Raw genomic sequence first — 25,016 nt, 5'->3', positions numbered from 1 at the left:
CTCCAGGCCGCACTCCTCCCCACCCCCAGCCCCGCCGCCCCCCAGCCCTACGGCGCCCAGCCGCCCGGCGGTTACGGCTACCCGGGTGCTCAGCAGCCGCAGGGCGGGCAGCCGTACGGTGGGCAGCCGCAGCCCGGGCAGCCCTTCGGTGGGCAGCCGCAGCAGCCCCAGCAGCCTCAGCCGCAGGCGCCCGCCGCGGACTTCTCTCCGTTCTGGTTCGCCGTGCCCGTGGCGCGGCCCCTGTTCGCGGAGGACGGTTCGCCGACGCCGATCGCCGAACTGGCGCCGGGCACCTGGTACCTGGCCGTGGAGCAGCGCGGTCCGGCCCTGGTGGCGCAGACGCAGGACGGTCGCCGTGGTGTCCTCCAGGACACGTCGGGGATTCAGCGCGGCTGAACCAGAGAAACACAGAGCCGTACGGCGGCCCCTCACCCTTCCCGGTGAGGGGCCGTCGTCGTACAGTCGCAAACCCAATGCACAACTGACGGAACGTCAGGACGTCAGGAGGCGGACATGCGGCTCGGGCTCGCACTCGGTTACTGGGGCCGCGGCCCGTCGGCCGACCACGTCCCGCTCGCCCAAGAGGCCGAGCGGCTCGGCTACGACTCGGTGTGGACCGCCGAGTCCTGGGGTTCCGACGCCTTCACGCCGCTCACCTGGATCGCCGCACGGACGTCAAGGATCAGGCTCGGTACGGCCGTTGCCCAGATGGCCGCCCGCTCCCCGACCACCACCGCCATGCACGCCCTCACCCTCGACCACCTCTCCGGCGGGCGCATGATGCTGGGGCTCGGGCTGTCGGGGCCGCAGGTGGTGGAGGGGTGGTACGGGCGGCCGTTCCCCCGCTCACCGCTGACCGCCACGCGCGAATACGTCGATGTCGTACGGCAAGTGCTGCGGCGCGAGGCGCCCGTCGAGCTCGACGGGCGTTTCCACTCCCACCCGTATCGCGGCCCGGACGCCACCGGCATCGGGAAGGCGCTGAAGCCGATCACCCATCCCCTGCACGCCGACCTCCCGGTCCTGCTCGGCGCCGAGGGGCCGAAGAACGTCGCGCAGACGGTCCGGATCGCCGACGGCTGGCTGCCGTTGTACTGGTCGCCGAGCAGGCCCGAGGTGTACGGAGAGGCCGTACGCGACCTCCCCCGGGACTTCGTCGTCGCGCCCATGGCGCGCGTCCAGGTCTGTGACGACGTGCCCGAAGGGCTCCTGCCCGTCAAGGTCATGCTCGGCTTCTACATCGGCGGCATGGGACACGCGGCCCGTAACTTCCACGCCGATCTCATGGCGCGCATGGGGTACGAGGAGGAGGCGCGGCGGATTCAGCGGCTGTTTCTGGAGGGGCATCGGGAGGAGGCCGTCCTCGCCGTCCCGGACGCCTTCGCCGACGAGATCTCCCTCGTGGGCCCCCGTGAACGCATCGCCGAGCGGCTGGAGTCCTGGCGCAAGGGACCGGTGACCGACCTGCTGGCCCTGGCACCCGACCCGCACTCCCTGCGCGTACTGGCCGAGCTCAACTCGTAGAGCACGCAGACGTTTTGACGGAGGCGGCCGTTCCGGGGGCAGGTCGCGCCCGAGCGGGGTATGTGTCTGTGGTCCATGCGGTGCGAGGCTGGTGGGGGGCTCGTTGGGGCGGGGACTGCGGCGCGTTCTCTTACTGATGGTCACGACAGCGCTGCTCTGCATGATGCCCGCCGCCCACGCGCGGGCGGCGGACGACGAATGCCGAACCGAACAACTGAAGACAGCGCGCGTCACCGCGTCGGTGCGTCTCAAGCACGAGGGTGAGGATTACAGCAAGGCCGAGGGGCGCCTCACGGTGAAGGTGCCCAAGTCCTGGGCGCTGGCGGCGGATCTGCTGCGCAACGGGGACACCGAGCGCTACCGGACGGCCATGCGATGTCTGCTCCGGGATCCGGACGACACACTCCAGTACCGGGACACGGAGGGCCGCACCGAGCCGCCGAAGGTGACCGTCGGCGAGACGTGGATGACGGTCGACCAGCGCGTCGTGACCTGGGTCGTCAGTCTCCAGGACCGTGACTTCGGGACCTGGCGCCTCAGCTCGGGCAATCGGCTGTGGCGCCTGGAGCTGGTGCGTCCGCCCTCCTTGGACTCGGCCTGGTGGCAGTCGGTCTCCGTCGATCTCGGCGGGCGGGCCGCCCGGAGCCTGTCCGCGGCCCCGACCACGGGCTCCACGACCGAGCTGACCTGGACCCGGGAGAAGGCGGGCGGCAAGCCTCCCGAGGTGCGGCTGACCCTCCAGCCGCCGGCGGCCAAGGCGTCGGCCGCGCGGTGGAGCGAGGACCCGTGGTACGTGTTCGATCCGCTGGCCTGGCTGGTTCAGTTCGACGGAATGCTGCTGGTCCTGCTCCTGCTGGTGGTGCGCACCGTACGGCGTGCTCCCGCCCCTTCACCTGGCACCCTTCCCGGGTCTGCCACCGACGCCGAGGTGCGTACGGTCCGCAATCTCCTGGTCATGAGCTGGCTGGCGTTCGCGCTCACGCTCGCCAACTACTTCGACGACGCTCTGCTGGGCCACTTCGCCCATCACGAGACGGCTCTGTTCTGGACGGACGAGCACCGCACAGCCGTGCACTTCGGGCTCACCCTTCTCGCAGGTCTCGCGCTGTGCGTCTTCGGCAGACCCGGGTGGACCGCAGTCGCGTTCGTCGTCGCCGCCACCGCCTGCACCGCCGTCGTGGCATGCCGTCCCGACCTGTTCTCGTTGCCTTCCGAGTGGTGGCTCGACTGGGAGGAACATCCGGAGGACGTACGGTCGTTCCGGGACGGGCAGGCCATGTACGCCTTCGCCGCGGCCTGTGCATGCCTCGTCCTCGTCTGGCTGGTGGGCACCACGGCTTCCTTGCTGCGGCTGTGGCGGTCCCACGCCGCTCCGGCGCCGGGATCCTCCCGAGGTCGCTTTCCGCACACCGTGCTGGGCGCGCTCGTCCTGGTGTCGGCGGCGATACCGGCGCTCAGTGTGTGGACCGCGCAGAATTTGTGGGAGCACCAGAGTTGGCTCAGCAGGCGCCAGGGAAACGAGGATTACGGTCTGCGCCATGTGGCAGCGCTGTTCGACGAGGTCCGCTGGTTTCCGTCGGACTGGCTGGACTGGGTCCACGGGGGGCACTTCTGGTGGTGGGCCCCGTCCCTGGCGATCGTGGCCGTCCTGCGCGCCCGTGACCGGGCGACCGTCGAGACGGCCGTTCCCGTGCCACCGGCGGAGCTGCGGATCCTGAAGGTCTTCTTCGTCGCCTGCGTCACTCCGGTCGTCGGCTGGTACGCAGGTGTTTCCCTGCCCCTGCTGCCCCTGCTGGCGCTCTGGCTCGCCCTAACCGGCCTGCTCCTCCTCGGTACCAGACGTGCGGTGCTGTACCGGAAGCTCTCCCCGAGCCATCGGCTGCACGAGGTGGCCGAGCGGTCCGACCGGCAGCGGTTGCTCAGGGCGGCGCGGCGCCACCGGGAGTTGCACGCCCGGCTGCGCCGACTGGAGCAGGGCCAACAGGACGACGACCGCTCCGACCTCGAACACAGACTGGACCGGCTGCACCGGCTGCGGCATCCCTCTCCACCGCCTGGCCTGCCGAACACCTGGATACGGCTGCCGCCCTCCATCGGCCCCGTGGAGCTGGCCCTGGCCTGGGGGCCGCGCGCCACCACGTGGGGCAACGCCTGCCGGGCCGCGTACTTCACCGCGCTGATCTCGCTCCCCGCGGTCGCCCTCATGATCTGGGCCGATCACGTCCGCGGCATTCGGTGGGCCGACAAGTTCGTGCAGCGCCTCGGGTTCGTCGACACGGTGACGAGCGCGCTCTCCCTGGAACTGATCTGGGTGGGCGCCGGTTTCACACTGGGCGCGTTGTGGCGCGTCCTGCCCGGCCGGCGCGGGCCGGCGCGCGCGTTCGGGCTGGCCCTCGTCTACGTGACCCCGGTGCTCGTGCAGTTGATCGGCAACCGGATCGTCGGCCAGCCCTTCGGCACGTGGCCGCTCCACCTCAGCCTCACGCTGCTCGTCCTCACCCTGACCGGGGTCGCGATGGACATCGACACCTTCCGCGGGGAGAAGCACTACTGGCCGACCAAGATGGGCCTGCTGCTGTCCGTGTACCAGTGGCGTACGGCCTCGATCCAAGTGGCGTTCCTGGTCGGACAGATCGTGGCGCTGGTGACCATCTGGCAGCAGCTGAAGGGGAACGACCCGATGGTGTTCATAGAACGGAGCCCCAGTGAGACCGCAGGAGGCGGTAGTTCCGGCGGCCAGTCCTGACAGCGGACGGTCTCCCGGGTTTCAGTCAGGCGGCTGGGGCTACCCGCAGGGCATGTCCCCTCGATATCGCAACGGTGCGAACCAGGCCGGCACGGTCATAGCGATCGTGGCCGACGTCATGGCCCTCATCCTGGGCCTCTGGATCCTGATGTACCTGCTGGACGCCAACCGCGCGAACGACTTCGTCCAGTTCGTCCATGACGCGGCGCGGTGGCTGGCGGGTTGGTCGCACGACCTGTTCACGTTCGACGAGGAGTGGGCGCGCGTGGTGGCCGGTTACGGCCTGGCGGCGGTGGTGTACTTGTTCGTGGGCCACGCCATAGCCAATCGAGTACATCGGCACTAACGCCCTGAAGGGGCGCGGGGCTGTATCAATAGGCGGCTCCGCCGCGTGAGCGCGATCAAGCACACACAACCCGCACCCGCCGTCGGGCAGAACCCCCCGAGCTCTCAGGCGCAGCAATCCGGGTCAAGCCCCGCAGGCAACTGCTCGCCCCCGAACACCGCACACGTCGCCTCATGCCCACCCAGCGCCGCCACGGCCAGCAACAACGACCCCGCCGTCCAAGTCGTCAGCTCCCGCGGCCAGATCGCGTCGTCCTCGAAGACGTACCCCGTCCAGTACAGCCCGCTCTCCGCGTCCCGCAGATGCTGTATGGACTGGAGAATCTCCAACGCCCGGTCGGACTCACCCATCGCCCAGAGGGCGAGGGCGAGTTCGGCCGACTCGCCCCCCGTCACCCACGGGTTGGGCACGACGCACCGCACCCCGAGCCCGGGTACGACGAAGCGGTCCCAGTCGTCCTCCATCCGGGACTTGGCCTCGGCGCCGGTCAACGCGCCGCCCAGCACGGGGTAGTACCAGTCCATGGAGTAACGGTCCTTGTCCAGGAACCGCTCCGGATGCCGACGGATCGCGTGCCGCAACGCCCCCGCGGCCAACTCCCAGTCCGGCTGCGCCTCTTCCCGCTGCTCGGCGATGGCCAGCGCGCACCGCAGGGCGTGGTGGATCGAGGACGAACCGGTCAGCAGCGCGTCCGCGGTCGCCGTACCGTCGTCGTCGCGGCGCCAGCCGATCTGTCCGCCGGGCTGCTGGAGCTGTAGCACGAACTCGATCGCGGCGTAGACGCACGGCCACATCCGGTCCAGGAAGGTGTCGTCGCCGGTGGAGAGGTAGTGGTGCCAGACGCCTACGGCTATGTAGGCGACGAAGTTGGTCTCGCGGCCGGTGTCGGTGACGTCGTCGTGCGCCCCGTCCGCGTAGGCGGCGTACCAGGAGCCGTCGTCGTTCTGGTGGGTCGCCAGCCAGGTGTACGCACGCTCGGCGGCCGTGTGCTCGCCGGCCGTGTCCAGGGCCATCGCCGCCTCGACGTGGTCCCACGGGTCGAGGTGATGCCCGCGGAACCACGGGATCGCCCCGTCCTCCCGCTGCACGGCGAGGATCCCCGCCACGGTCGCGGCGGCCTGCTCGGCGGTGAGGACCCCGGGCAGGACGAGGTGTTCTGTCCGGGGGGTGGTCACCGGGCGTCCACCGCCGGGAGGTGGGGCTTGGTCGCGTAGGCCACGAAGCTCTTGCCGATCAGGGGGTTGAGGGCCTGCTCGGCGACCCTCGTCGCCAGCGGTTTCTTCATGATGTCCCAGACCAGCAGCTTGTGGTACGCCCGCACCGGCAGCGCCTTGTCGTTGTCGACGCCGAAGGCGCACTTCAGCCACCAGTAGGGGCTGTGGAGGGCGTGGGCGTGGTGGGTGCCGTACGGCTTCAGGCCGGCCTCGCGGATCTTGGCGAGCAGCTCGTCCGCCTTGTAGATGCGGATGTGGCCGCCCTCGACCTCGTGGTAGGCGTCGGACAGCGTCCAGCAGACCTTCTCGGGGCCGTAGCGCGGGACGGTGATGGCGATCCGGCCGCCGGGCCTGAGCACCCGGACCATCTCGGCGAGTACGCCCTTGTCGTCCGGGATGTGCTCCATGACCTCGGAGATGATCACGACGTCGAAGGACTCGTCGGGGAACGGGAGCGCGAGGGCGTCGCCCTCCATCGCCGTGGCGGTGGCGCCCTCGGGTGCCTCGCCCGCCTCCTTCATCGCCGCGAACCACTTCGCGACCTCGCGGATCTCCTCACCGTTCTGGTCCAGCGCCACGACCTGGGCGCCGCGCCGGTAGCACTCGAACGCGTGCCGGCCGGCGCCGCAGCCGAGGTCCAGGACGCGGTCGCCCGGGGCGAGCGGGAACCGGGAGAAGTCGACGGTCAGCACGTGGCCCTGCTTTCGGAGTTGACGCCTTCTACAGCTGTGGGGGTCGCGGATGCAACGAGGTCGGTGCCTGTTGCCGCGGAGCTGCCGGTGCTCGGGGTGGGGGCGACGGCGAGGCTCGGGGCGGCGGCGTGGACGGGGCTCGGTGCGGCGGAGCGGCCGTTGTCCCCGTCCGTGGAGCGGCCGCTGTCCCGGCCCGTGGAGCGGCCGCTGTCCCGGCCCGTGGAGCGGCCGCTGTCCCGGCCCGTGGAGCGGGCGCTGTCCCCGTCCGTGGAGCGGCCGCTGTCCCGGCCCGTGGAGCGGCCGCTGTCCCGGCCCGTGGAGCGGCCGCTGTCCCCGTCCGTGGAGCGGCCGCTGTCCCCGTCCGTGGAGCGGGCGCTGTCCCCGTCCGTGGAGCGGCCGCTGTCCCGGCCCGTGGAGCGGGCTATGGCCTCGCGGTAGCGCGCCACCGTGCCCTCGGCGGCCTTGGCCCAGGTGAAGTTCCTCAGGACGCGGTCGCGTCCGGCCGCTCCCAGGCGGTCGCGCAGCTCCGCGTCGCCCAGCAGTCGGCTCAGCGCGGCGGCCAGCGGACCGGGCTCCCCCGGCGGCACCGCCAGACAGGTCTCGCCGTCGCGCCCGGCGACCTCGGGGATCGCCCCGCCGGTCGTGGCGACCAGCGGCGTTCCGGTGGCCATGGCCTCGGCGGCCGGCAGGGAGAAGCCCTCGTACAGCGACGGCACGCATGCCACCTGCGCCGAGCGGACCAGGTCGACGAGCTCGGCGTCGGAGATGCCCTTGACGAATTCGACGGCGCCTTCCAGGCCGTACCGTTCCATCGCCTGTGCGACCGGCCCCTCCTCGGGCCGCTTGCCCACGACGACGAGATGGGCGTCGGGATGCTCGGCGCGGACCTTGGCGAGTGCCTCGACGAGGAAGACGAGGCCCTTGAGCGGGACGTCGGCGCTGGAGGTCGTGACGATCCGGCCTGGGATCCGCCGGACCGAGGGATCCGGCGAGAACAGGTCGGTGTCCGCGCCGATGTGCACGACGTGGATGCGGTCCTGGCGTACGCCGAGATGGTCGACGATCTCCGCGCGGGACGTGCCCGACACGGTCAGCACCGACGGCAGGCGGCGCGCCACCCTCTTCTGCATGCGTGTGAAGGCGTACCACCGGCGCACGGACATCCGCCGCTGCCAGCCCTGAGCCGCGTCCAGCTCCAGCTGTCGGTCGACCGTGATGGGGTGGTGGATGGTGGTGACGAGGGGTGCGCCCACGTCCCCCAACAGCCCGTATCCCAGCGTCTGGTTGTCGTGCACGACGTCGAACTGCCCTTGTCTGGCCCGCAGGTGGCGGCGGGCGCGCAGCGAGAACGTCAGCGGCTCGGGGAAGCCGCCGGTCCACATGGTCGCCACTTCCAGGGCGTCGACCCAGTCGCGGTACTCGTCGCGCTTCGGGGTGCGGAAGGGGTCGGGCTGGCGGTAGAGGTCGAGGGAGGGGAGCTCGGTGAGGGTCAGCCGGTCCGCGTACTCCGCGCCCTCGTCGAGGACGGGGTAGGGCTGGGAGCCGATGACCTCGACGCGGTGGCCGAGGCGGGCCAGCTCGCGGGAGAGGTGCCGTACGTAGACGCCCTGGCCGCCGCAGAACGGGTTCCCTTTATAGGTGAGAAGCGCAATGTCGAGCGGTCGCTCGCCGTCGGCGGCAGGGTCCTGTGAGGGCCCGGCCTCCCTGGCCTCAGCGGTCACTCCGGACCCCCTTCTCCCTGCGTTCTCCCTGCGATGTCCCGCGAGATTACGCGGGACGCTAATCTAGAACAAGTTTCAGACTTGATCGTTCAAGAGGCTCTGAATCTACCGGCAGGTAGCGCCGCTGTGAGCGATGGATCGGGTGATTCACGCCACGGCCTGCGCACTGGCATGCTCTGTCCGGTCACTCACCCTCACCGACTGTCACGGAACGGGATCCATGCCTGCGGAAGTCAGTAGCGCGAGCCCCTCCTCACCACCTCTCACCGAGCGGCAGGAGGCCCGCCGCCGACGCATCCTGCACGCCAGCGCGCAGCTCGCCAGCCGGGGCGGTTTCGACGCCGTGCAGATGCGTGAGGTCGCGGAGTCCTCGCAGGTGGCGCTCGGCACGCTGTACCGCTACTTCCCGTCCAAGATCCATCTGCTGGTGGCCACGATGCAGGACCAGCTGGAGCACATGCACGGCACGCTGCGCAAGAAGCCGCCGCAGGGGGAGACGGCGGCGGAGCGGGTGGCGGAGACCCTGATGCGCGCGTTCCGCGCCCTGCAACGCGAGCCCCACCTGGCCGACGCGATGGTCCGGGCCCTGACCTTCGCCGACCGCAGCGTGTCCCCGGAGGTCGACCAGGTCTCCCGGCAGACCACGGTGATCATTCTGGACTCGATGGGTCTTGAGAACCCGACCCCCGAGCAGCTCTCCGCCGTCCGCGTCATCGAGCACACCTGGCACTCGGCCCTGATCACCTGGCTGTCGGGCCGTGCCTCGATCGCCCAGGTGAAGATCGACATCGAGACGGTGTGCCGGCTGATCGACCTGACGGCGCCGGAGGCGCGGACGTAGAGACGTAAAGGCGCGGACGTGGAAGCGCGGGCACAGGCACAGAAAACGGCCTACGAGACGGGTTCCCTTCGCCGGTATTGCCCGGATCAGGTTCTAGGGGTCGCCTTCCGGCCTGACTGCTGCCTTCCGGCCTCTCAGCCCGGACCGTCGACGTCGGCCCCAGCGGAAACCGTCTGTCTCCTGCCAGAGTCGGCTACTCCGGTTCGGACTCCCTCACTCATCCCGTAGGCCTACTTCCAGAATAGAACATCCACCCGGAAATGCACCCCCCAAAATGGGATTTTTCTGGCGTCATTCCTCGGGCGGGAACACCGGCTCCCCGCTCCCCAGCACCGTGATCACGATCGCCTCCACCGGGCAGCTCTCCGCCGCGGCCAGGATCTTCTCGTGGGCGTCCGTCTCCGGGTCGGCCGGGTGGGACTGGCGGGCGGTGTCGAGGTGGAAGCCGTCGGGGGCGTGGTGGACGCACTGGGCCGAGCCGATGCACACCGACCGGTCGACCTCGATGTGCCAGCGGTCGCCCATCCCTACGCCTCCCAGCCCGCCGGGAGGTGGATCATCTTGTGCTCCAGGTACTCGCCGAAGCCCTCGGGGCCGAACTCCCGCCCCAGGCCCGAGTTCTTGTAGCCGCCGAACGGGCCGAGCATGTCCAGGCTGAAGGTGTTCACCGAATAGGTGCCGGTACGGACCTGCCGCGCGACCTCGATGCCGTGCCCGGTGTCGGCCGTCCAGACGCTGCCGCTCAGACCGTAGTCGGAGTCGTTGGCGATCTTCACGGCCTCGGACTCGTCGCCGTAGGGCAGCAGGCAGATGACGGGGCCGAAAATCTCCTCTCGCGCGATCCGCATGGAGTTGTCGACGTCCCCGAAGAGCGTCGGCTCGACGTACCAGCCCTTCTCAAGACCGGCCGGACGCCCGCCGCCGGTCAGGATCTTCGCGCCCTCCTCCTGGCCGATCCGGATGTAGTCGAGGTTCCTGCGCTGCTGCCGCCGCGCCACCAGCGGGCCCACCTGGGTCGCCGGGTCCAGCGGGTCACCGACCACCAGCGCGCCGGCCGCCGCGGCGAAGGCCTCGGCGAACTCGTCGTAGCGGGCGCGCGGGAGCAGGATCCGGGTCTGGGCCACGCACGCCTGGCCGTTGTTCATCCAGGCCGCCGGGACGACTCCGGCGACGGTCGCCTCCACATTCGCATCCGGCAGGACGACGGCCGCCGACTTGCCGCCCAACTCCAGTGTCACGCGGGTGAGATTGCGGGCCGCGACCTCCATCACGCGCTTGCCCGCCGCCACCGAGCCGGTGAAGGAGACCTTGTCGATCCCCGGATGCCCGACCAGGTACTCGCTCACCTCACGGTCCGCGGGGAGGATCGACAGCACGCCGTCCGGCAGCCCGGCGTCCTTCGCGATCTCGGCGAGGAGGTAGGCGTCCAGCGGCGATTCCGGCGACGGCTTGAGGATGACCGTGCAGCCGGTGAGCAGCGCGGGCGCGAGCTTGGCGGCGGCGACGAACTGCGGGACGTTCCAGGGGGCGACGGCCGCGACGACACCGACGGGCTCCCGCCGGACGAGGATCTTGCCGAGGACGCCGTCGCGCGCCTCCTCGTAGGTGAAGTTCCGCGCGACCGTGATCGCCGCGTCCCACACCATCATCGCGCCGAGGGCCTGCGCGAGGACGCTCCAGGAGTACGGGGAGCCGTTCTCGGCGGAGATCACACGGGCGATCTCCTCGTGCCGTACGGCGATTCCGTCCTTGATGCGGGTGACGACCTCGATCCGCTCGTCGAGGCTCATCCGCGGCCAGGACCCCTCGTCGAAGGCCTTGCGCGCCACCGCGACCGCCCGGTCGACGTCGGCGGGCGAGGCGTGCGGGACGCGCCCGATGACCTCTTCGGTGTGCGGCGAGACGACCTCGATGACGTCCTTGCCCAGGGGGTCGGTCAACTCCCCGCCGATGAACAGCTGTCCGTGTTCCACGAGCTCGGTCATGGCCGACGCCTCCTGCGGAGCTGGAGCGGGATTCCTTGGTTTCTGACGCTGTTTCAGAAACTGATACCAGTTCCCCCCGGAGGAGTCCACGGACCTCACACACCGTTGGTAGATGACCCGGGCTCCCATCGGAACCTGTTCTAGTTATAGTGAACCGGTCGGCCGGAACATGTCGCGGCGATTGGGGAGCCCATGGCGACGGTGTACGACCACGGCGGCGGCGTGCGGTCCATCGAGGTCCCCATCCCCGACAACCCCCTCGGCCACACCCTCGTGTACCTCCTCGACACCGACCGCGGCCCGGTCCTCGTCGACACCGGCTGGGACGACCCGGCCTCCTGGGACACCCTCGCCGAAGGGCTCGTGGCCTGCGGCACCGCGCCCGGCGAGATCCACGGCGTGGTGATCACCCACCACCACCCCGACCACCACGGCCTGTCGGGCAAGGTGCGCGAGGCCTCCGGTGCCTGGATCGCGATGCACGCGGCGGACGCGGCGATCGTACGGCGCACCCGCGCGACCCGGCCGGGGCGCTGGTTCTCCTACATGGCGGCCAAGCTCACCGCGGCCGGCGCCCCCGACGCCCACGTGGCCCCGCTGCGCACCGCCCACCGCCCGAGCACCCTCCCCGGCCTCTCCCCCGCCGCCCCCGACCGCGAGATCGTCCCCGGCGAACTCCTCGACCTGCCCGGCCGCCGCCTGCGCGCGATCTGGACGCCGGGTCACACCCCCGGCCATGTCTGCCTGCACCTGGAGGAGGAGCACCCCTCCCAACTCCCGGGCCATGGCCGTCTGTTCTCCGGCGACCACCTGCTCCCCGAGATCACCCCGCACATCGGCCTGTACGAGGACCCCGACGACACGACCGTCACCGACCCCCTCGGCGACTACCTCGCCTCCCTCGAACGCGTCGCCCGCCTCGCCCCCGCCGAGGTCCTCCCCGCCCACCAGCACACGTTCACCGACGCCCCCAACCGCGTACGGGAGTTGCTGGCCCACCACGAGTCCCGCCTCACCGACCTCCAGGCCCTCCTCGCCGAACCCCTCACCCCCTGGCAGCTCGCGGAGCGCATGGAGTGGAACCGCCCCTGGGCCCACATCCCGTACGGCTCCCGGAACATCGCCATCGCGGAGGCGGAGGCCCATCTGCGGCGGCTGGTGAAGCTGGGGCGCGCCGAGGCCGTGGCGGGGAGCGAGCCGGTGACGTACGTGGCCGTCCAATGACGTACGTGGCCGTCTACTGGGCCCCGTGGAGCACCCGCCCGTGGAGCACCCGCCGAGACGGCATCCGGGATGCCTAGGCCATGGACGACCGGACCAACTCCTCCGCCGCACCGAGCACTTCGACTTCGCGCGCACTCATCGTCGGGTTGGCCGCGCGTCGGCGTCGGGCCTTGGTGAGGCCGTCCTCGGTGAGGTCGGACGGGTCGGCGAGGAGGGCGGCGAGCATCGCTCGGGCGGGCGTGGCGAACTGCTCGCCGGCCAGGGCCACCTGCGCGAGGATCATCGCGGACATGCCCCAGTCCAGGCCGGGGTGGCCCTCCTCCGCGTTGGCCCAGTCGATGACGTAGGGGCCGTCGGCGGTGAGCATCACGTTCTCCGGGTGGAGGTCCAGGTGGACCACCCGGCCGGGGACGGCGTGCAGTTGCCGCAGCAGGCGGGCCAGGGTCGCCCCGGCCTCGCGCGCGTCGGTCCGGCCCGCGACGAAGGCCTCCAGCATCGTCGGGCCGTACAGCCGCTCCATCACCAGCTCGGAGCGCGAGCAGTCGGCGAGCCGCACCCGGGGCACCGGGTAGCCGTGCGCGTGCAGCCGCTCCATCAGGGCGGCCTCGGCGTGTGCGTCGCTGTAGCCCTCCCGGTCGTGGCGCAGGACCCACGCCTCGTCGATCTCGTACACGTCGGACGCGCGCCCCGACCCGAGCAGCCGCCGTCCCGCACTCCCCCTGATCCCCATGCGGCCGAACCTACCGCCGCTCACAGCCTCCCCCAGCCGCTTCCCTACGGGCCGGTAGAGTGGCCGCGTCGTCATCACACCCGTACAGGGGGAAGCCGGTGCAAATCCGGCGCTGACCCGCAACCGTGAACCGGTCGTAGCAGCCCGGTGAGCCGGATCGCCCTGTACGGATTCGTGACCGGCTCACGTGCCCCGGCAGCCGGCCGGAGTACGGCACCGTCGAGGTATACGGAGCCGAGCCGCCCGGGGTCTCCCCTGTGCTGCCCGGCCCCTTGAGGGAAGGGCATCCGCCGATCATGTACGTTCGCCGCAGCGCCGCGGTCCTGGCCGCCGTCACCGTGTTCGGCACGGTCACGCCCGCCTTCGCCACCGACTCGACTCCGTCCGCCTCGCCCTCCGTGACGCTCCCCTCGGGTCTGTACGGCACGGGCGATCCCACGTACGACGGCGTGTGGCGGCAGTCGCTCGCGCTGCTCGCCCAGGACACGGTGGACGTGAAGCCGGCGGCGAAGGCCGTGGACTGGCTCACCGGGCAGCAGTGCGCCGACGGCGCGTTCGCCCCGTTCCGTGCCGACGTCTCGAAGGCCTGTGGCCCGAAGACCCCGGTGGACACCAACAACACGGCCGCCGCCGTCCAGGCCCTCGCCGCGCTCGGCGGACACGGCACGGCGACCGGCAAGGCGGTGGACTGGCTGAAGTCCGTGCAGAACAAGGACGGCGGCTGGGGGTACATGCCGGGCGGCGCGAGTGACGCGAACTCGACGTCCGTCGTGATCGGTGCGCTCGCCGCCGTCGGCGAGAAGCCGGCGGACGTACGCGAGGGCGGCAAGTCGCCGTACGACGCCCTGCTGGCGCTGTCCCTGCCGTGCGGTGACGACGACGCGGGGGCGTTCGCGTTCCAGCCCGACAAGAAGGGCGCGCCGGCGGCCAACGCCGATGCGACCGCCGCGGGCGTCGTGGGTCTCCTCGGCAAGGGGCTCGTGGCGGCTGCGGGCAAGGAGGCCGCGGACACGGGGAAGTGCCTGGGCGGCAAGAACCCGACGCCCGCCGACGCGGCCCTCAACGGTGCCGTCCACCTCGCCCGCGACCTGAGCGGGACGAGGTATCTGAAGTCCGTGATGCCCGGTGCCGAGGACCAGCCGGACTACGGCAACACCGCCGACGCCGTGGTGGCGCTCTCCGCCGCGGGCCTGACCCAGCGGGGCCGGGAGGTCCTGGTCTGGCTGGAGCGGCACCACGCCGCCTGGGCCGAGCAGAGCGGCCCCGCCGCCTACGCCCAGCTGATCTTCGCCGCGCACGCCTCCGGCACGGACCCGCGTGACTTCGGCGGCACGGACCTCGTCGAGCAGCTCAACGCGACGGGGCCGGCTCCGCGGTCGGGGGCGAACGGGGCGTCGGGGACGGCGTCGGCGGCGCCCTCCGAGGAGGAGAAGGAGAAGGAGGACGACGGCAGTCCCTTCGGCGTCTGGTGGTACGTCGGCATCTTCCTGGTCGTCGGCATCGGTATCGGCTTCCTGCTCAGCGGCCGCAACAAGGGCAAGTGACCGTGATCCGCCGCGCCCTCACGCTCGTCCTGGCCGTGCTGGTCGTCCTGACCGGCGCCGCCCAGGCACAGGCGACCGGCTACCGCTACTGGTCCTTCTGGGACCGCGAGGGCGAACGGTGGTCCTACGCGACCCAGGGCCCCTCCCTCGCCCGGCCCTCCGACGGCGACGTCCAGGGCTTCCGCTTCGCCGTCAGCGAGGACTCGGACGACGCCGCCCGGCCGAGGGGCGCCGCCGAGTTCGCCGTGATCTGCGCGAGGACGCCCGCGCAGGACGGCAAGAAGCGGGTGGCTCTGGTCATCGACTTCGGTACGGCGGCGGACGCCCCGTCGGGCGAGACGCCGCCGGCTCGCCGTACCGTCTGCGCACGTGTGTCCCCGGACGCGACCACGGCAGAGGCTCTGGCCTCGGTGGCCAGGCCTCTGCGGTACGACACGAACGCGTTGTTGTGCGCGATCTCGGGGTATCCGGCGAAGGGGTGTGGGGAGCAGGTGGCCGGGGGCCGGCAGGAGGAGGAAGCAGCCCCGGACGACTCGGGCGGCGGCCCGTCACTGGGCTTGGTGGCCGGGATCGCGGTGGTTGCGGTGCTGGGTGCGGCGGGGGTCTGGCAGGCACGGCGGCGCAGGAATGCGTAGGCGCTCCGCTGGGAGTGCGGCTGGGGGTCATCTGTTGTCTGCGGTGCCGTCGTGGCTGGTCGCGCCCCGCGGCGGAGCCGCATATCGACACAGCCCCGCGCCCCTATGGGGCGCTCCCCCACCGGCGTTGTCTTCGTGGAGGCCTCTCAGCTCCACGAACACGTGCAGCGGCAGCAGGCAGGCGCCGCCGGGCGGGGCGGGCCGCCGAAGGGGGCTGCATCCCGGTGCCTGGTGGCTCTGGGCGCTGTCGCTCGGGGTTGCGGCCACGCGTACCACCAACCCGCTTCTCCTCGCCCTCCTCATCGTGACCTCGGCCTATGTGGTGGCGACCTGTCGGTCGGACGCGCCCTGGGCTCGCTCCTATGCCGCCTTTGTGAAGCTGGGTCTCGCCGTGCTGGTGATCCGGCTGTTCTTCGCCGTGGCGCTCGGCTCGCCCATCCCCGGCACGCACGTGATCGTGACGCTTCCCGAAGTTCCGCTGCCCGGCTGGGCGCAGGGCATCCGGCTGGGTGGCACGGTCACGGCCGAGGCGCTCGTCTTCGCGCTGTACGACGGGCTGAAGCTCGCCACGCTCCTCATCTGTGTGGGCGCGGCGAACGCCCTCGCCAACCCCGCGCGGCTGCTGAAGTCGCTGCCCGGCGCGCTGTACGAGATGGGCGTGGCGGTGGTCGTCGCCCTCACCTTCGCGCCGAACCTCATCGCCGACGCCCAGCGCCTGCGCGCCGCACGTCGGCTGCGCGGCCGCCCCGACCGCGGCATCCGGGGCCTCCTGCACGTCGGACTCCCGGTCCTGGAGGGCGCGTTGGAGCGTTCGGTCGCTCTCGCCGCCGCGATGGACGCGCGCGGCTACGGCCGTACCGCACAGGTCCCGGCCGCCGTCCGCCGTACCACCACCGCCCTCACCCTCGGCGGCCTCCTGGGCGTCTGCACCGGAACGTACGGCCTGCTCACCGCCCAAGGCGCCGCCTACGGCCTCCCCGTCCTCCTCACCGGCCTGGCCGCCGCGCTGGCGGGCCTGTGGCTCGGCGGCCGGCGCACCCCGCGGACCCGTTACCGCCCCGACCCCTGGGATGCCCGGGCCTGGCTGGTCACCGCCTCCGGCGTCGCGGTCGCCGCGCTGCTCACCGTGGCCGCCTCCCGGGACCCGGGGGCGCTGCACCCCGGTGTGGTCCCCCCGACCGCCCCGGCCCTCCCCCTCTGGCCCTCGGCGGCCGTACTCCTGGGTCTCCTGCCTGCCTTCCTCACCCCCAAGGAGCCGTCGTGATCCGCTTCGAGGACGTATCGGTGACGTACGACGGCGCCCTCGAACCCACCGTCCAGGGCATCGACTTCGAGGTGCCCGAGGGCGAGCTGGTCCTGCTGGTCGGCCCGTCGGGCGTGGGCAAGTCCACGGTCCTCGGCGCGGTCAGCGGTCTCGTCCCACACTTCACCGGCGGCACCCTGCGCGGCCGCGTCACGGTGGCAGGCCGCGACACCCGCACCCACAAGCCCCGCGAACTGGCCGACGTCGTCGGCACGGTCGGCCAGGACCCCCTCTCCCACTTCGTCACCGACACCGTCGAGGACGAACTCGCCTACGGCATGGAGTCGTTGGGGCTCGCCCCCGACGTCATGCGCCGTCGCGTCGAGGAAACCCTCGACCTCCTCGGCCTCACCGGCCTCCGCGACCGCCCCATTGCCACCCTCTCCGGCGGCCAGCGACAACGCGTCGCCATCGGCTCGGTCCTCACCCCCCACCCCAAGGTCCTCGTCCTCGACGAGCCCACCTCCGCCCTGGACCCCGCAGCCGCCGAAGAGGTCCTCGCGGTCCTCCAACGCCTCGTCCACGACCTGGGCACCACGGTCCTGATGGCCGAACACCGCCTGGAGCGGGTCATCCAGTACGCCGACCAGCTCGTCCTGCTCCCTGCCCCAGGTGCTCCCCCGGTCCTCGGCACCCCGGCAGAGGTAATGGCCGTATCCCCGGTGTACCCGCCAGTGGTAGCCCTGGGCCGCCTGGCGAACTGGACCCCTCTGCCGCTGACAGTCAGAGACGCCCGCCGAAGGGCGGCGGACCTACGCGAACAGCTTGAGAAACGGCAGGACAACGCCCCTGAGGGGCGCGGGGCTGTGTCGATATGCGGCTCCGCCGCGGGGCGCGATCAACCACATCGGACTCGCAGTCGCGACGAAACCGCACCCCCCGAGCTATTGGGCGCAACCCCCCACCGCTGGTTCCCTCGCAAACGCGCCGCAACCACCCCACCCTCCCCCCACGGAGCCGAAATACAGTCAGTCTCCGTAACCCGCGCCCACATCCACGCCCTACGCCACGTAAGCCTCACCGTCACCCCCGGCGAAACCATCGCCCTCATGGGCCGCAACGGCGCCGGCAAATCCACTCTCCTCAACACCCTCGTCGGCCTCGTCCCACCCACCACCGGCTCGGTCCACGTCGGCGGAGCCGTCCCCCACAAAACCGCGCCCAGGGACCTCGTACGCCGCGTAGGCCTGGTCCCCCAGGAACCCCGCGACCTCCTCTACGCCGACACGGTCCAAGCGGAGTGCTCCGCCGCCGACCAGGACGCGGGCGCAGCACCCGGCACCTGCCGCGCCCTCCTCTCCGAACTCCTCCCGGGCCCGGGCATCGCGGACGGCACCCACCCCCGCGACCTCTCCGAGGGCCAGCGCCTCACACTCGCCCTGGCCGTGGTCCTGACCGCGAACCCGCCTCTCCTCCTCCTCGACGAACCGACCCGCGGCCTGGACTACGCGGCGAAGGCACGTCTCGTCACGCTCCTGCGCGACCTGGCCGCCCGAGGCCACGCCATCGTGCTGGCCACGCACGACGTGGAGCTCGCCGCCGAGCTCGCGCACCGGGTGGTCCTGCTGGCCGACGGTGAGGTGATCGCCGACGGTCCGACCCCGGAGGTCGTCGTCGCGTCGCCGTCGTTCGCCCCGCAGGTGGCCAAGATCCTGGCCCCGCAGAAGTGGCTCACGGTCGCCGAAGTACGTGAGGCACTCGCATGACCCCCCAGGCCAGGGCCGTCCGCCTGGGACCCCGCTCCGTCACGGCCCTCACCCTGGTCAGCGCGGTCGGCGTCGCCGCCTTCGGCTGGCCGTTCCTCGCGCCGCCCGACTCCCGGATCGGCGCGCACGCGCAGGACGCCCCCTGGCTGTTCTCGGCGCTGCTCGTCCTCCTCGTCGCGGTCGTCGCCGCCACGATCTCCGAGTCGGGGCTCGGCCCGAAGGCGGTCGCGATGCTCGGTGTGCTGGCGGCGACGGGGGCCGCGCTGCGGCCGATCGGTGCGGGGACGGCGGGCCTGGAGCCGATGTTCTTCCTGATGGTGCTCAGCGGCCGGGTCCTCGGGCCGGGCTTCGGCTTCGTCCTCGGCGGAGTGACGATGTTCGCTTCGTCGCTGCTGACGGGCGGGGTCGGTCCGTGGATGCCGTTCCAGATGCTGGCGATGGGCTGGTTCACGATGGGCGCGGGCCTCCTGCCGGGCCAGGACCGGCTGCGCGGCCGGGCGGAACTGCTGATGCTCGCCGTCTACGGCTTCCTCGCGGCCTTCGCCTACGGCACGATCATGAACCTCGCGGGCTGGCCCTTCATGAGCGCGCCGGCCTCGAACGTCGCCTTCGACCCGGAGGCGGCCGTCCCCGCGAACCTCGCCCGTTTCGTCGCGTACTGCCTGGCCACGTCCCTCGGCTGGGACCTCGGCCGGGCGCTCGTCACCGTCGTGCTGACCCTCGCCCTCGGCCCGGTGATCCTGCGGGCCCTGCGCCGAGCCACCCGCCGCGCGGCTTTCGAGAGCCCGGTCACGTTCGACGCTCCCGCAGGGTGAAGGGCTCCGCGCATACGGTCACGTCCGCACCCCGCCCCCGGTGAACCACCCCACATGACCCGCATCACCTACTATCTACCTTAGTCGGGCAAACAGGACGCCATGTCCACGCCATAATGCGCCCTGACCTGCGCATTGAGAGCCAGGTCACACAAACGACCTTCACCCCGCATACGACCACAACTAGCAAATACCCTCATTGCGGACACCTTCCCGGCCTGGTTGTCTGGACGACGTCGCACGGCGCCGACGTGCCCTCAGGGCCGCGGCGCCGACGTATGCCCCCGCCTCGCATCGCATCGCGTGGTTCCGGCATGCCCGCGACCCGATGTCCCCGAAGAAAGGCTCCCCGTGACCGTGTCCGTCGTTTCCTCCTTCCGCAGCGTCTCCGCCTCGAAGAAGACCCTCACCGGTGTCGTCCTGGCGGCCGCCACCGCCGGCACCCTGTTCGCCGCCGCGCCCTCGCAGGCCGCGACGACCGAGGGCGGCTCGGCGCAGCAGATCGCGCAGAAGATGATCTCGGACTCGGCCCAGTACCAGTGCTTCTCCAAGATCGTGGACCACGAGAGCGACTGGAACGTGAGCGCCACCAACGCCTCCAGCGGCGCCTACGGCCTGGTTCAGGCCCTGCCGGGCAACAAGATGGCCTCGGCCGGCTCCGACTGGAAGACCAACCCGGCCACCCAGATCAAGTGGGGCGTGGACTACATGAAGGACCGCTACGGCAGCCCGTGCGGCGCCTGGAACTTCTGGCAGTCGAACGGCTGGTACTGAGCCGACACCGCCAGACGGAACTGAAGGCGGCGGCCCCCGATCCCCGGGGCCGCCGCCTTCGCATGTGTACGCGGCCATGCATACGAGGCCCACGTCTCGGGGGAGGCAGGAACGGGGCGTAGGGATAGGGGGTGCTCCTGCCTCCCTCGGGGCGGGTCAGCCGGTGCTGACCTGTAGTTCCTTCACGCCGTTGATCCACGCGGAACGCAGCCGGCGAGGGCCCCCGACCAGCCGTAGGCCGGGGAGGGCGTCGGCCACGGCGTTGAAGAGGAGGTCGATCTCCAGGACCGCGAGGGACTTGCCCAGGCAGTAGTGGGGTCCGCCGCCGCCGAAGCCGAGGTGGGGGTTGGGGTCGCGGGTGATGTCGAAGGTGTCCGGATTCTCGAAGACCTCGGGGTCGTGATTGGCCGAGGCATAGAAGACGCCTACCCGCTCACCCTTCTTTATGCGCTTTCCGCCCAACTCCGTGTCCTGAGTGGCCGTCCGCTGGAAGGACACGACCGGCGTCGCCCAGCGGACGATCTCCTCGGCGGCCGTCGCCGGCCGCTCCCGCTTGTACAGCTCCCACTGCTCGGGGTGGGTGAGGAAGGCGTGCATGCCGTGGGTGATGGCGTTACGGGTGGTCTCGTTGCCCGCCACGGCCAGCATCAGCACGAAGAACCCGAACTCGTCCGAGCGCAGGTTGCCCTCACCCTCGGCGGCCACCAGCGTGCTGACGATGTCCTTCGCCGGGCACTCCCGCCGGTCGGCGGCCATGTTCATCGCGTACGCGATGAGTTCGGTGGCCGACTCCTGGCCGACCTCCTCGGTGATGGCGTACTCGGGGTCGTCGTACGCGATCATCTTGTTGGACCAGTCGAAGATCTTCGCCCGGTCGTCCTGCGGGATGCCGATGAGCTCGGCGATGGCCTGGAGCGGCAGTTCGCAGGCGACCTCGGTGACGAAGTCGAAGGGGCCGGAGCGGTCACGGGCGTTGGCGGCGATCGTCAGCGCGCGCGTCCGCAGGCGTTCCTCGAGGGCGCGGATGGCGCGCGGTGTGAAGACGCGCTGGACGATCTGGCGGACCCGGGTGTGCTCGGGCGGGTCCATGTTCAGCAGGATGAGCCGCTGGGCGTCGATCGCGTCGCGCTCGATGTGCTCGTTGAAGCGGATGATCGCGGTGTTGAGCGAGGACGAGAACAACTCCGGGTGCGTCGAGACGTACTTGACGTCCGCGTGCCGGGTCACCGCCCAGTAGCCCTCGTCCTGGAACCCGGCCACATTGCCCGACTGCGGGATCCAGCGGACCGGTTCGGCGCGGCGCAGCTCGGCGAACTCCGGGAGGGGCACGCGGTGGTGCAGCACATCGGGATCGGTGAAGTCGAACCCGTCGGGAAGCGCTGGACAGGGCATGGGCAGCTCCTGACGGTCCATCAGCAAAGGGGTCGTCGTGACGGTAGTAACGGGTTCTACAACTGGCAATAGCCATGGACATCCCAGTTCTCCGCACACCCCTTGCCGTCACTGAACCTTCGTCAGCACACTGCAAGGAAGAACTAGAACGCGTACCAGTTCCGCCAAGTCCGCCAAGTCCGCCAAGTCCGCCGAGTTCCCCGCAGAGCCCTCGGAGAGGATCCGCACCCATGGCTGCCGAACCCGTGATCGTCGAAGCCGTACGCACCCCGATCGGCAAGCGCGGCGGCGCGCTCGCCAACCTCCACCCCGCCTATCTCCTGGGCGAGACCTACCGCGAACTCCTGGGCCGCACCGGCATCCCCGCCGACTGTGTCGAGCAGATCGTCGGCGGCACGGTGACCCACGCCGGCGAACAGTCCATGAACCCCGCCCGCACGGCCTGGCTGACCATGGGCCTGCCCTATGAGACCGCGGCGACGACGGTCGACTGCCAGTGCGGCTCCTCGCAGCAGGCCTCGCACATGACGGCCAACATGATCGCGGCGGGCGTCATCGACGTCGGGATCAGCTGCGGCGTCGAGGCGATGTCCCGGGTGCCGCTGGGGTCGGGATCCAAGCACGGGCCCGGGAAGCCGTTCCCGGACGAGTGGAACGTAGACCTGCCCAATCAGTTCGAGGCGGCGGAACGGATCGCCCGGCATCGGGGCCTGACCCGGGAGAACGTCGACTCACTCGGGCTGCTCTCTCAGGAACGGGCCGCCGCCGCCTGGGCGGAGGAGCGGTTCAAGCGGGAGACGTTCGCCGTCCAGGTCCCGACGACGGAGGACGAGCAGCGCGCCGGGCAGGGCATGTGGCGGCTCGTCGACAAGGACGAGGGCCTGCGCGACACGTCCATGGAGGCGCTGGCCGGGCTCAAGCCGGTCATGCCGACGGCCGTTCACACGGCGGGCAACTCGTCCCAGATCAGCGACGGCGCGGCGGCCATCATGTGGGCGTCGAAACGGATGGCACGTGCGCTGAAGCTGAGGCCCAGGGCGCGCATCGTGGCCCAGGCGCTGGTGGGGGCCGACCCGCACTTCCACCTCGACGGACCGATCGACGCGACGAATGCGGTGCTGGGGAAGGCCGGGATGTCGTTGAAGGACATCGACCTCGTGGAGATCAACGAGGCTTTCGCGTCGGTGGTGTTGAGCTGGGCGCAGGTGTTTGAGCAGGACCTGGAGAAGGTCAATGTGAACGGTGGCGGGATCGCGCTCGGCCACCCGGTCGGAGCCACCGGGGCTCGGCTGATCACGACCGCGCTTCACGAACTGGAGCGGGCGGACAAGGAGTTCGCGCTGGTGACGATGTGTGCGGGGGGTGGGCTGGCCACCGGCACGATCATCCAGCGCCTGTAGCCTCGTGCCCATGAGGACGCGCACGCGCACCCTGAGGTTCGGTTTGTACGCGGACGAGCAAGGGCTCGCATGGGTCAAGGGACTCGTGGACGAGGCCGTGGGCGCACGCCGGGCCCGGATTGTCGACGAGACGGTCGCCCGCACCTTTCCCGGGAGCGGGATGACGACCGCTGATGCGTACGACCATCTCGCGGAACAGTGGGGATGGGAGAACCCCGGTCAGAGCAGCGGCGCCCGGGAAGCGGTCGAACTGCGCGTGCGGTTGGCCTGTTCCCTGCGGACGTGGCGGGCGGTCCGGAAGACGGTGATCAGGTCGTTGTGCCCGGAAGGGACCGCGCCCCACGTCTGCCGGGTTCCGTGGGCCGCGCTCTAATTGTCCGCGGTCCAGTTGACGAAGGTTGAGAACGCGGCGGGGTCGAGGGTGAGGATCGGTCCCGCCGGGTTCTTGGAGTCGCGGATGGCGATGGTGGTGTGTGGGGTTTCGGCGACCTCTACACATGAACCGTTCTCGCCGCTGTGCGAGGACTTGCGCCAGGCCAGGGCCCCGAGCGGTGCGCATTCGATGCAGTTGCCGCCCTCGTCCCCGCTGTAGCTGGACTTACGCCACTGGATCCCCATCGGGATCGCGTTGCTCGCCATAACGCTCCTCCATTGCAGGTTGGCCAACGGGACGGTCATGCAGCAGTTGCGGACGCCCAGTCGACGAAGGTGGTGAACGCGGCGGGGTCGAGGGTGAGGATCGGTCCCGCCGGGTTCTTGGAGTCGCGGATGGCGATGGTGGTGTGGGGGGTTTCGGCGACCTCTACACATGAACCGTTCTCGCCGCTGTGCGAGGACTTGCTCCAGGTCAGGGGCCCCATGGTCGCGCATTCGATGCAATTGCCACCCTGGTCGCCGCTGTAGCTGGACTTACGCCACTGGATCCCCGTCAGAATCTCGGTGCTCTCCATAACGCTCCTCCATTAGGCGCCGGATCAACTCCGCCGAGTCCTTGATGGAGAGTGCGGCGGCTTGCAGATGATCGTAACGGAGCGAGCAGTCCTTGACGGTGTCTGGGTTGGCGGTCGGATGCCCGCTGCTGTAACCCTCCGTGTAAACGATGGTCGGATCGCTCGCAAAGCGGTAGACGTCGAACGAGCCTTGTAGCCCTGCGTGCGCCCCAGCCGAGAACGGCAGCACCTGGATGTTGATTCGGGGATTGCCCTCGAAGGACAACAGGTGGGCGAGTTGGTCCCGCATGGTCTCCCGGCCGCCGATCTCCTGGCACAGCGCGGCCTCGCTGAGGATCGCCCAGAACACCGGGGGTTCCTCTCCCCCGAAGATGCGCTGACGGGCGAGCCGTACAGCGATGCGGTCGTCGAGGTCAGTCTGATCGAGGACGCCGAGCACGGCACTCGCGTAGGCCCTGGTCTGGAGGAGGCCATGCACCATGTGCGTCTCGAACGAGCAGATCTCCACCGCCCGCGCTTGCAACTCCGCCACCTGCTGAAACCAGGCCGGAAGTTGACTACGCATCACCAGCTCATGCAGCCGCGACAACGCCCCGCCCGTCCCTAGCGCGATGTCCACCCGCTCACTGAACGGCAACGTCGGCAGCTTGCGGGCCGTCTCGATCTGGCCGACCAGGGAGCCGGTGCAGTACACGATGTCCCCGAGCTGCTTCTGCGTCAGGTCCGCGGCCTCGCGGTAACGGCGCAGCTCGAAGCCGAAGTAGTCCAGGGGCGAGGCGCCCGGGTCAAGGGTGTTGATGTGGGTCACGCAGAACCCCTCTCACGCAACTCGGCCCACTTCGGGACCCGTTGTATCCGTTCCGTAGCCCAAAGTAGTCGCGCGAGGTCACGCTCGTACCGTGAACGGATACTTTCCCCCCACCTACCTTGCCCCCTTCCGCCACCAGTACCGACTGCGCCTCACCGTCGGCGAACACTCGGCCCGGCACATCCGCGCCATCGCGCGCTCGCTGCTCGGCGAGTGGAGCATGCGCGAGATGACCGACGCCGTGGAGCTGGGCGTGACCGAGCTGGTCGCCAATGTCGTACGGCATGTTCCGGACCGTCGGTGTGAGGTGCTGATCCTGCGGCAGACGGGCGGGGTTCGGGTCGAGGTGACGGACGGGTGCGGTCAACTCCCGGTGATTCACCGGCAGTCGGCGCCGCAGGACGAGGGCGGCCGGGGGCTCCTGCTGCTGGACGCGGTGTCCGACAAGTGGGGCGTGGATCCCTTGGCAGGGGGTGGCAAGGCGGTGTGGTTCGAGTGCTGGTGCGGAAGTACCTGAGAGTGACGACGCTGAGCGTGACGCCGTTCTGGAGCGGACCCAGGATGCGCAGTCGACGACCTCGGCGATCTCATCCACCAGCAGGCCGGAGCGACCGACGACCGCGCCCGGATGGGCGCCACGAAGAGCGGTTCATCGAGGCCTCCGAT

23 protein-coding genes, 2 pseudogenes and 2 riboswitches are annotated in these 25,016 nt (G+C 70.6%); of the genes and pseudogenes, 15 read left to right on the top strand and 10 right to left on the bottom strand.

What is annotated here, in order from left to right:
* From KUM44_RS22635 to KUM44_RS22620, 4 genes and pseudogenes are all read left to right on the top strand, one after another.
* A pseudogene (locus KUM44_RS22635) lies at positions 1–396 on the top strand (hypothetical protein); the annotation flags it as partial.
* A 117-nt stretch (positions 397–513) separates the two neighbouring features.
* Positions 514–1,524, top strand: a complete 1,011-nt coding sequence (locus tag KUM44_RS22630; RefSeq protein WP_217210394.1) for an LLM class F420-dependent oxidoreductase — start codon at positions 514–516, stop codon at positions 1,522–1,524.
* Between the two features lie 136 nt (positions 1,525–1,660).
* Positions 1,661–4,270 (top strand): DUF6185 family protein, encoded by a 2,610-nt coding sequence (locus tag KUM44_RS22625; RefSeq protein WP_217210391.1) that lies wholly within the window; start codon positions 1,661–1,663, stop codon positions 4,268–4,270.
* 52 nt (positions 4,271–4,322) lie between these two features.
* On the top strand, positions 4,323–4,616 hold the full coding sequence (locus tag KUM44_RS22620; RefSeq protein ID WP_217210390.1) for a hypothetical protein: 294 nt from the start codon (positions 4,323–4,325) through the stop codon (positions 4,614–4,616).
* Positions 4,617–4,720: 104 nt separating this feature from the next.
* Here the strand turns inward: KUM44_RS22620 and KUM44_RS22615 are convergent, their stop codons facing one another.
* The 3 genes and pseudogenes from KUM44_RS22615 to KUM44_RS22605 form a co-directional block, all read right to left on the bottom strand.
* A complete protein-coding gene (locus KUM44_RS22615) occupies positions 4,721–5,791 on the bottom strand; it encodes a prenyltransferase (RefSeq protein ID WP_217210389.1) in 1,071 nt (356 codons plus the stop codon).
* Positions 5,788–6,522, bottom strand: a complete 735-nt coding sequence (locus tag KUM44_RS22610; RefSeq protein WP_093907931.1) for a class I SAM-dependent methyltransferase — start codon at positions 6,520–6,522, stop codon at positions 5,788–5,790. The genes KUM44_RS22615 and KUM44_RS22610 overlap by 4 nt, the downstream gene beginning before the upstream one ends.
* A 28-nt stretch (positions 6,523–6,550) precedes the next feature.
* Positions 6,551–8,243 (bottom strand): annotated as a pseudogene (locus tag KUM44_RS22605) (glycosyltransferase family 4 protein).
* A gap of 220 nt (positions 8,244–8,463) precedes the next feature.
* Between KUM44_RS22605 and KUM44_RS22600 the strand changes: the two are divergent.
* Complete coding sequence (locus KUM44_RS22600) at positions 8,464–9,084, top strand: TetR family transcriptional regulator (RefSeq protein ID WP_217210387.1); 621 nt, start codon at positions 8,464–8,466, stop codon at positions 9,082–9,084.
* 46 nt (positions 9,085–9,130) lie between these two features.
* Positions 9,131–9,309: riboswitch (TPP riboswitch) on the bottom strand.
* Positions 9,310–9,375: 66 nt separating this feature from the next.
* Here the strand turns inward: KUM44_RS22600 and KUM44_RS22595 are convergent.
* Both KUM44_RS22595 and KUM44_RS22590 read right to left on the bottom strand, forming a co-directional pair.
* On the bottom strand, positions 9,376–9,609 hold the full coding sequence (locus KUM44_RS22595) for a ferredoxin (RefSeq protein ID WP_217210385.1): 234 nt from the start codon (positions 9,607–9,609) through the stop codon (positions 9,376–9,378).
* A 2-nt stretch (positions 9,610–9,611) separates the two neighbouring features.
* Positions 9,612–11,069 (bottom strand): aldehyde dehydrogenase, encoded by a 1,458-nt coding sequence (locus tag KUM44_RS22590; protein ID WP_217210384.1) that lies wholly within the window; start codon positions 11,067–11,069, stop codon positions 9,612–9,614.
* Positions 11,070–11,261: 192 nt separating this feature from the next.
* Here KUM44_RS22590 and KUM44_RS22585 point away from each other — a divergent pair, with 192 nt between their 5' ends.
* A complete protein-coding gene (locus KUM44_RS22585) occupies positions 11,262–12,293 on the top strand; it encodes an MBL fold metallo-hydrolase (protein WP_217210383.1) in 1,032 nt (343 codons plus the stop codon).
* Positions 12,294–12,366: 73 nt separating this feature from the next.
* Here the strand turns inward: KUM44_RS22585 and KUM44_RS22580 are convergent, their stop codons facing one another.
* Positions 12,367–13,023 carry a phosphotransferase gene (locus KUM44_RS22580; RefSeq protein WP_217210382.1) on the bottom strand — a complete coding sequence of 219 codons (657 nt, stop codon included), beginning with the start codon at positions 13,021–13,023 and terminating at the stop codon, positions 12,367–12,369.
* Positions 13,024–13,109: 86 nt separating this feature from the next.
* Positions 13,110–13,186: riboswitch (cobalamin riboswitch) on the top strand.
* Between the two features lie 133 nt (positions 13,187–13,319).
* On the opposite strand from KUM44_RS22580, the gene KUM44_RS22575 reads away from it, so the two are divergent.
* The 6 genes from KUM44_RS22575 to KUM44_RS22550 all read left to right on the top strand — a co-directional run bounded on the left by KUM44_RS22575 (position 13,320) and on the right by KUM44_RS22550 (position 19,800).
* Positions 13,320–14,567 carry a prenyltransferase/squalene oxidase repeat-containing protein gene (locus KUM44_RS22575; protein ID WP_217210381.1) on the top strand — a complete coding sequence of 416 codons (1,248 nt, stop codon included), beginning with the start codon at positions 13,320–13,322 and terminating at the stop codon, positions 14,565–14,567.
* A gap of 2 nt (positions 14,568–14,569) precedes the next feature.
* Positions 14,570–15,202 (top strand): SCO2322 family protein, encoded by a 633-nt coding sequence (locus KUM44_RS22570; protein ID WP_217210398.1) that lies wholly within the window; start codon positions 14,570–14,572, stop codon positions 15,200–15,202.
* Positions 15,195–16,466: an energy-coupling factor transporter transmembrane component T gene (locus KUM44_RS22565; protein ID WP_374202065.1), complete on the top strand. Its 1,272-nt coding sequence runs from the start codon at positions 15,195–15,197 to the stop codon at positions 16,464–16,466. Before KUM44_RS22570 ends, KUM44_RS22565 begins: the two co-directional genes overlap by 8 nt.
* Positions 16,463–18,211: an ABC transporter ATP-binding protein gene (locus KUM44_RS22560; RefSeq protein ID WP_217210378.1), complete on the top strand. Its 1,749-nt coding sequence runs from the start codon at positions 16,463–16,465 to the stop codon at positions 18,209–18,211. Before KUM44_RS22565 ends, KUM44_RS22560 begins: the two co-directional genes overlap by 4 nt.
* On the top strand, positions 18,208–19,026 hold the full coding sequence (locus KUM44_RS22555; RefSeq protein ID WP_217210373.1) for an ECF transporter S component: 819 nt from the start codon (positions 18,208–18,210) through the stop codon (positions 19,024–19,026). The genes KUM44_RS22560 and KUM44_RS22555 overlap by 4 nt, the downstream gene beginning before the upstream one ends.
* A 357-nt stretch (positions 19,027–19,383) precedes the next feature.
* Positions 19,384–19,800: a transglycosylase SLT domain-containing protein gene (locus tag KUM44_RS22550; protein WP_217210396.1), complete on the top strand. Its 417-nt coding sequence runs from the start codon at positions 19,384–19,386 to the stop codon at positions 19,798–19,800.
* A gap of 156 nt (positions 19,801–19,956) precedes the next feature.
* Here KUM44_RS22550 and KUM44_RS22545 read toward each other — a convergent pair whose 3' ends face one another.
* Complete coding sequence (locus KUM44_RS22545; protein WP_217210372.1) at positions 19,957–21,192, bottom strand: cytochrome P450; 1,236 nt, start codon at positions 21,190–21,192, stop codon at positions 19,957–19,959.
* Between the two features lie 230 nt (positions 21,193–21,422).
* Between KUM44_RS22545 and KUM44_RS22540 the strand changes: the two genes are divergently transcribed.
* Together KUM44_RS22540 and KUM44_RS22535 are read left to right on the top strand one after the other, a co-directional pair.
* Positions 21,423–22,592, top strand: coding sequence for a steroid 3-ketoacyl-CoA thiolase (locus KUM44_RS22540; protein ID WP_217210369.1), 1,170 nt, complete (start codon positions 21,423–21,425; stop codon positions 22,590–22,592).
* Between the two features lie 10 nt (positions 22,593–22,602).
* Positions 22,603–22,965: a hypothetical protein gene (locus KUM44_RS22535; RefSeq protein WP_217210368.1), complete on the top strand. Its 363-nt coding sequence runs from the start codon at positions 22,603–22,605 to the stop codon at positions 22,963–22,965.
* On the opposite strand, the gene KUM44_RS22530 is transcribed toward KUM44_RS22535, so the two are convergent.
* The 3 genes from KUM44_RS22530 to KUM44_RS22520 are packed head-to-tail and all read right to left on the bottom strand — an operon-like array spanning position 22,962 to position 24,350.
* Positions 22,962–23,231, bottom strand: a complete 270-nt coding sequence (locus KUM44_RS22530) for a DUF397 domain-containing protein (RefSeq protein WP_217210367.1) — start codon at positions 23,229–23,231, stop codon at positions 22,962–22,964. The genes KUM44_RS22535 and KUM44_RS22530 overlap by 4 nt on opposite strands.
* A gap of 35 nt (positions 23,232–23,266) precedes the next feature.
* Entirely contained in the window at positions 23,267–23,542 is a 276-nt protein-coding gene (locus KUM44_RS22525; RefSeq protein ID WP_217210366.1) for a DUF397 domain-containing protein, read from the bottom strand.
* Positions 23,502–24,350, bottom strand: a complete 849-nt coding sequence (locus KUM44_RS22520; protein WP_217210365.1) for a helix-turn-helix transcriptional regulator — start codon at positions 24,348–24,350, stop codon at positions 23,502–23,504. The genes KUM44_RS22525 and KUM44_RS22520 overlap by 41 nt, the downstream gene beginning before the upstream one ends.
* 91 nt (positions 24,351–24,441) lie before the next feature.
* Here KUM44_RS22520 and KUM44_RS22515 point away from each other — a divergent pair, with 91 nt between their 5' ends.
* Positions 24,442–24,867 carry an ATP-binding protein gene (locus KUM44_RS22515; RefSeq protein WP_217210364.1) on the top strand — a complete coding sequence of 142 codons (426 nt, stop codon included), beginning with the start codon at positions 24,442–24,444 and terminating at the stop codon, positions 24,865–24,867.
* Positions 24,868–25,016 lie beyond the last annotated feature (149 nt).

It is taken from the genome of Streptomyces sp. AC550_RSS872, from assembly GCF_019049285.1.
GTDB lineage: Bacteria > Actinomycetota > Actinomycetes > Streptomycetales > Streptomycetaceae > Streptomyces.
Note: the sequence above shows the minus strand (reverse complement) of the source record. Positions and strands in the feature narration are given on the sequence as shown.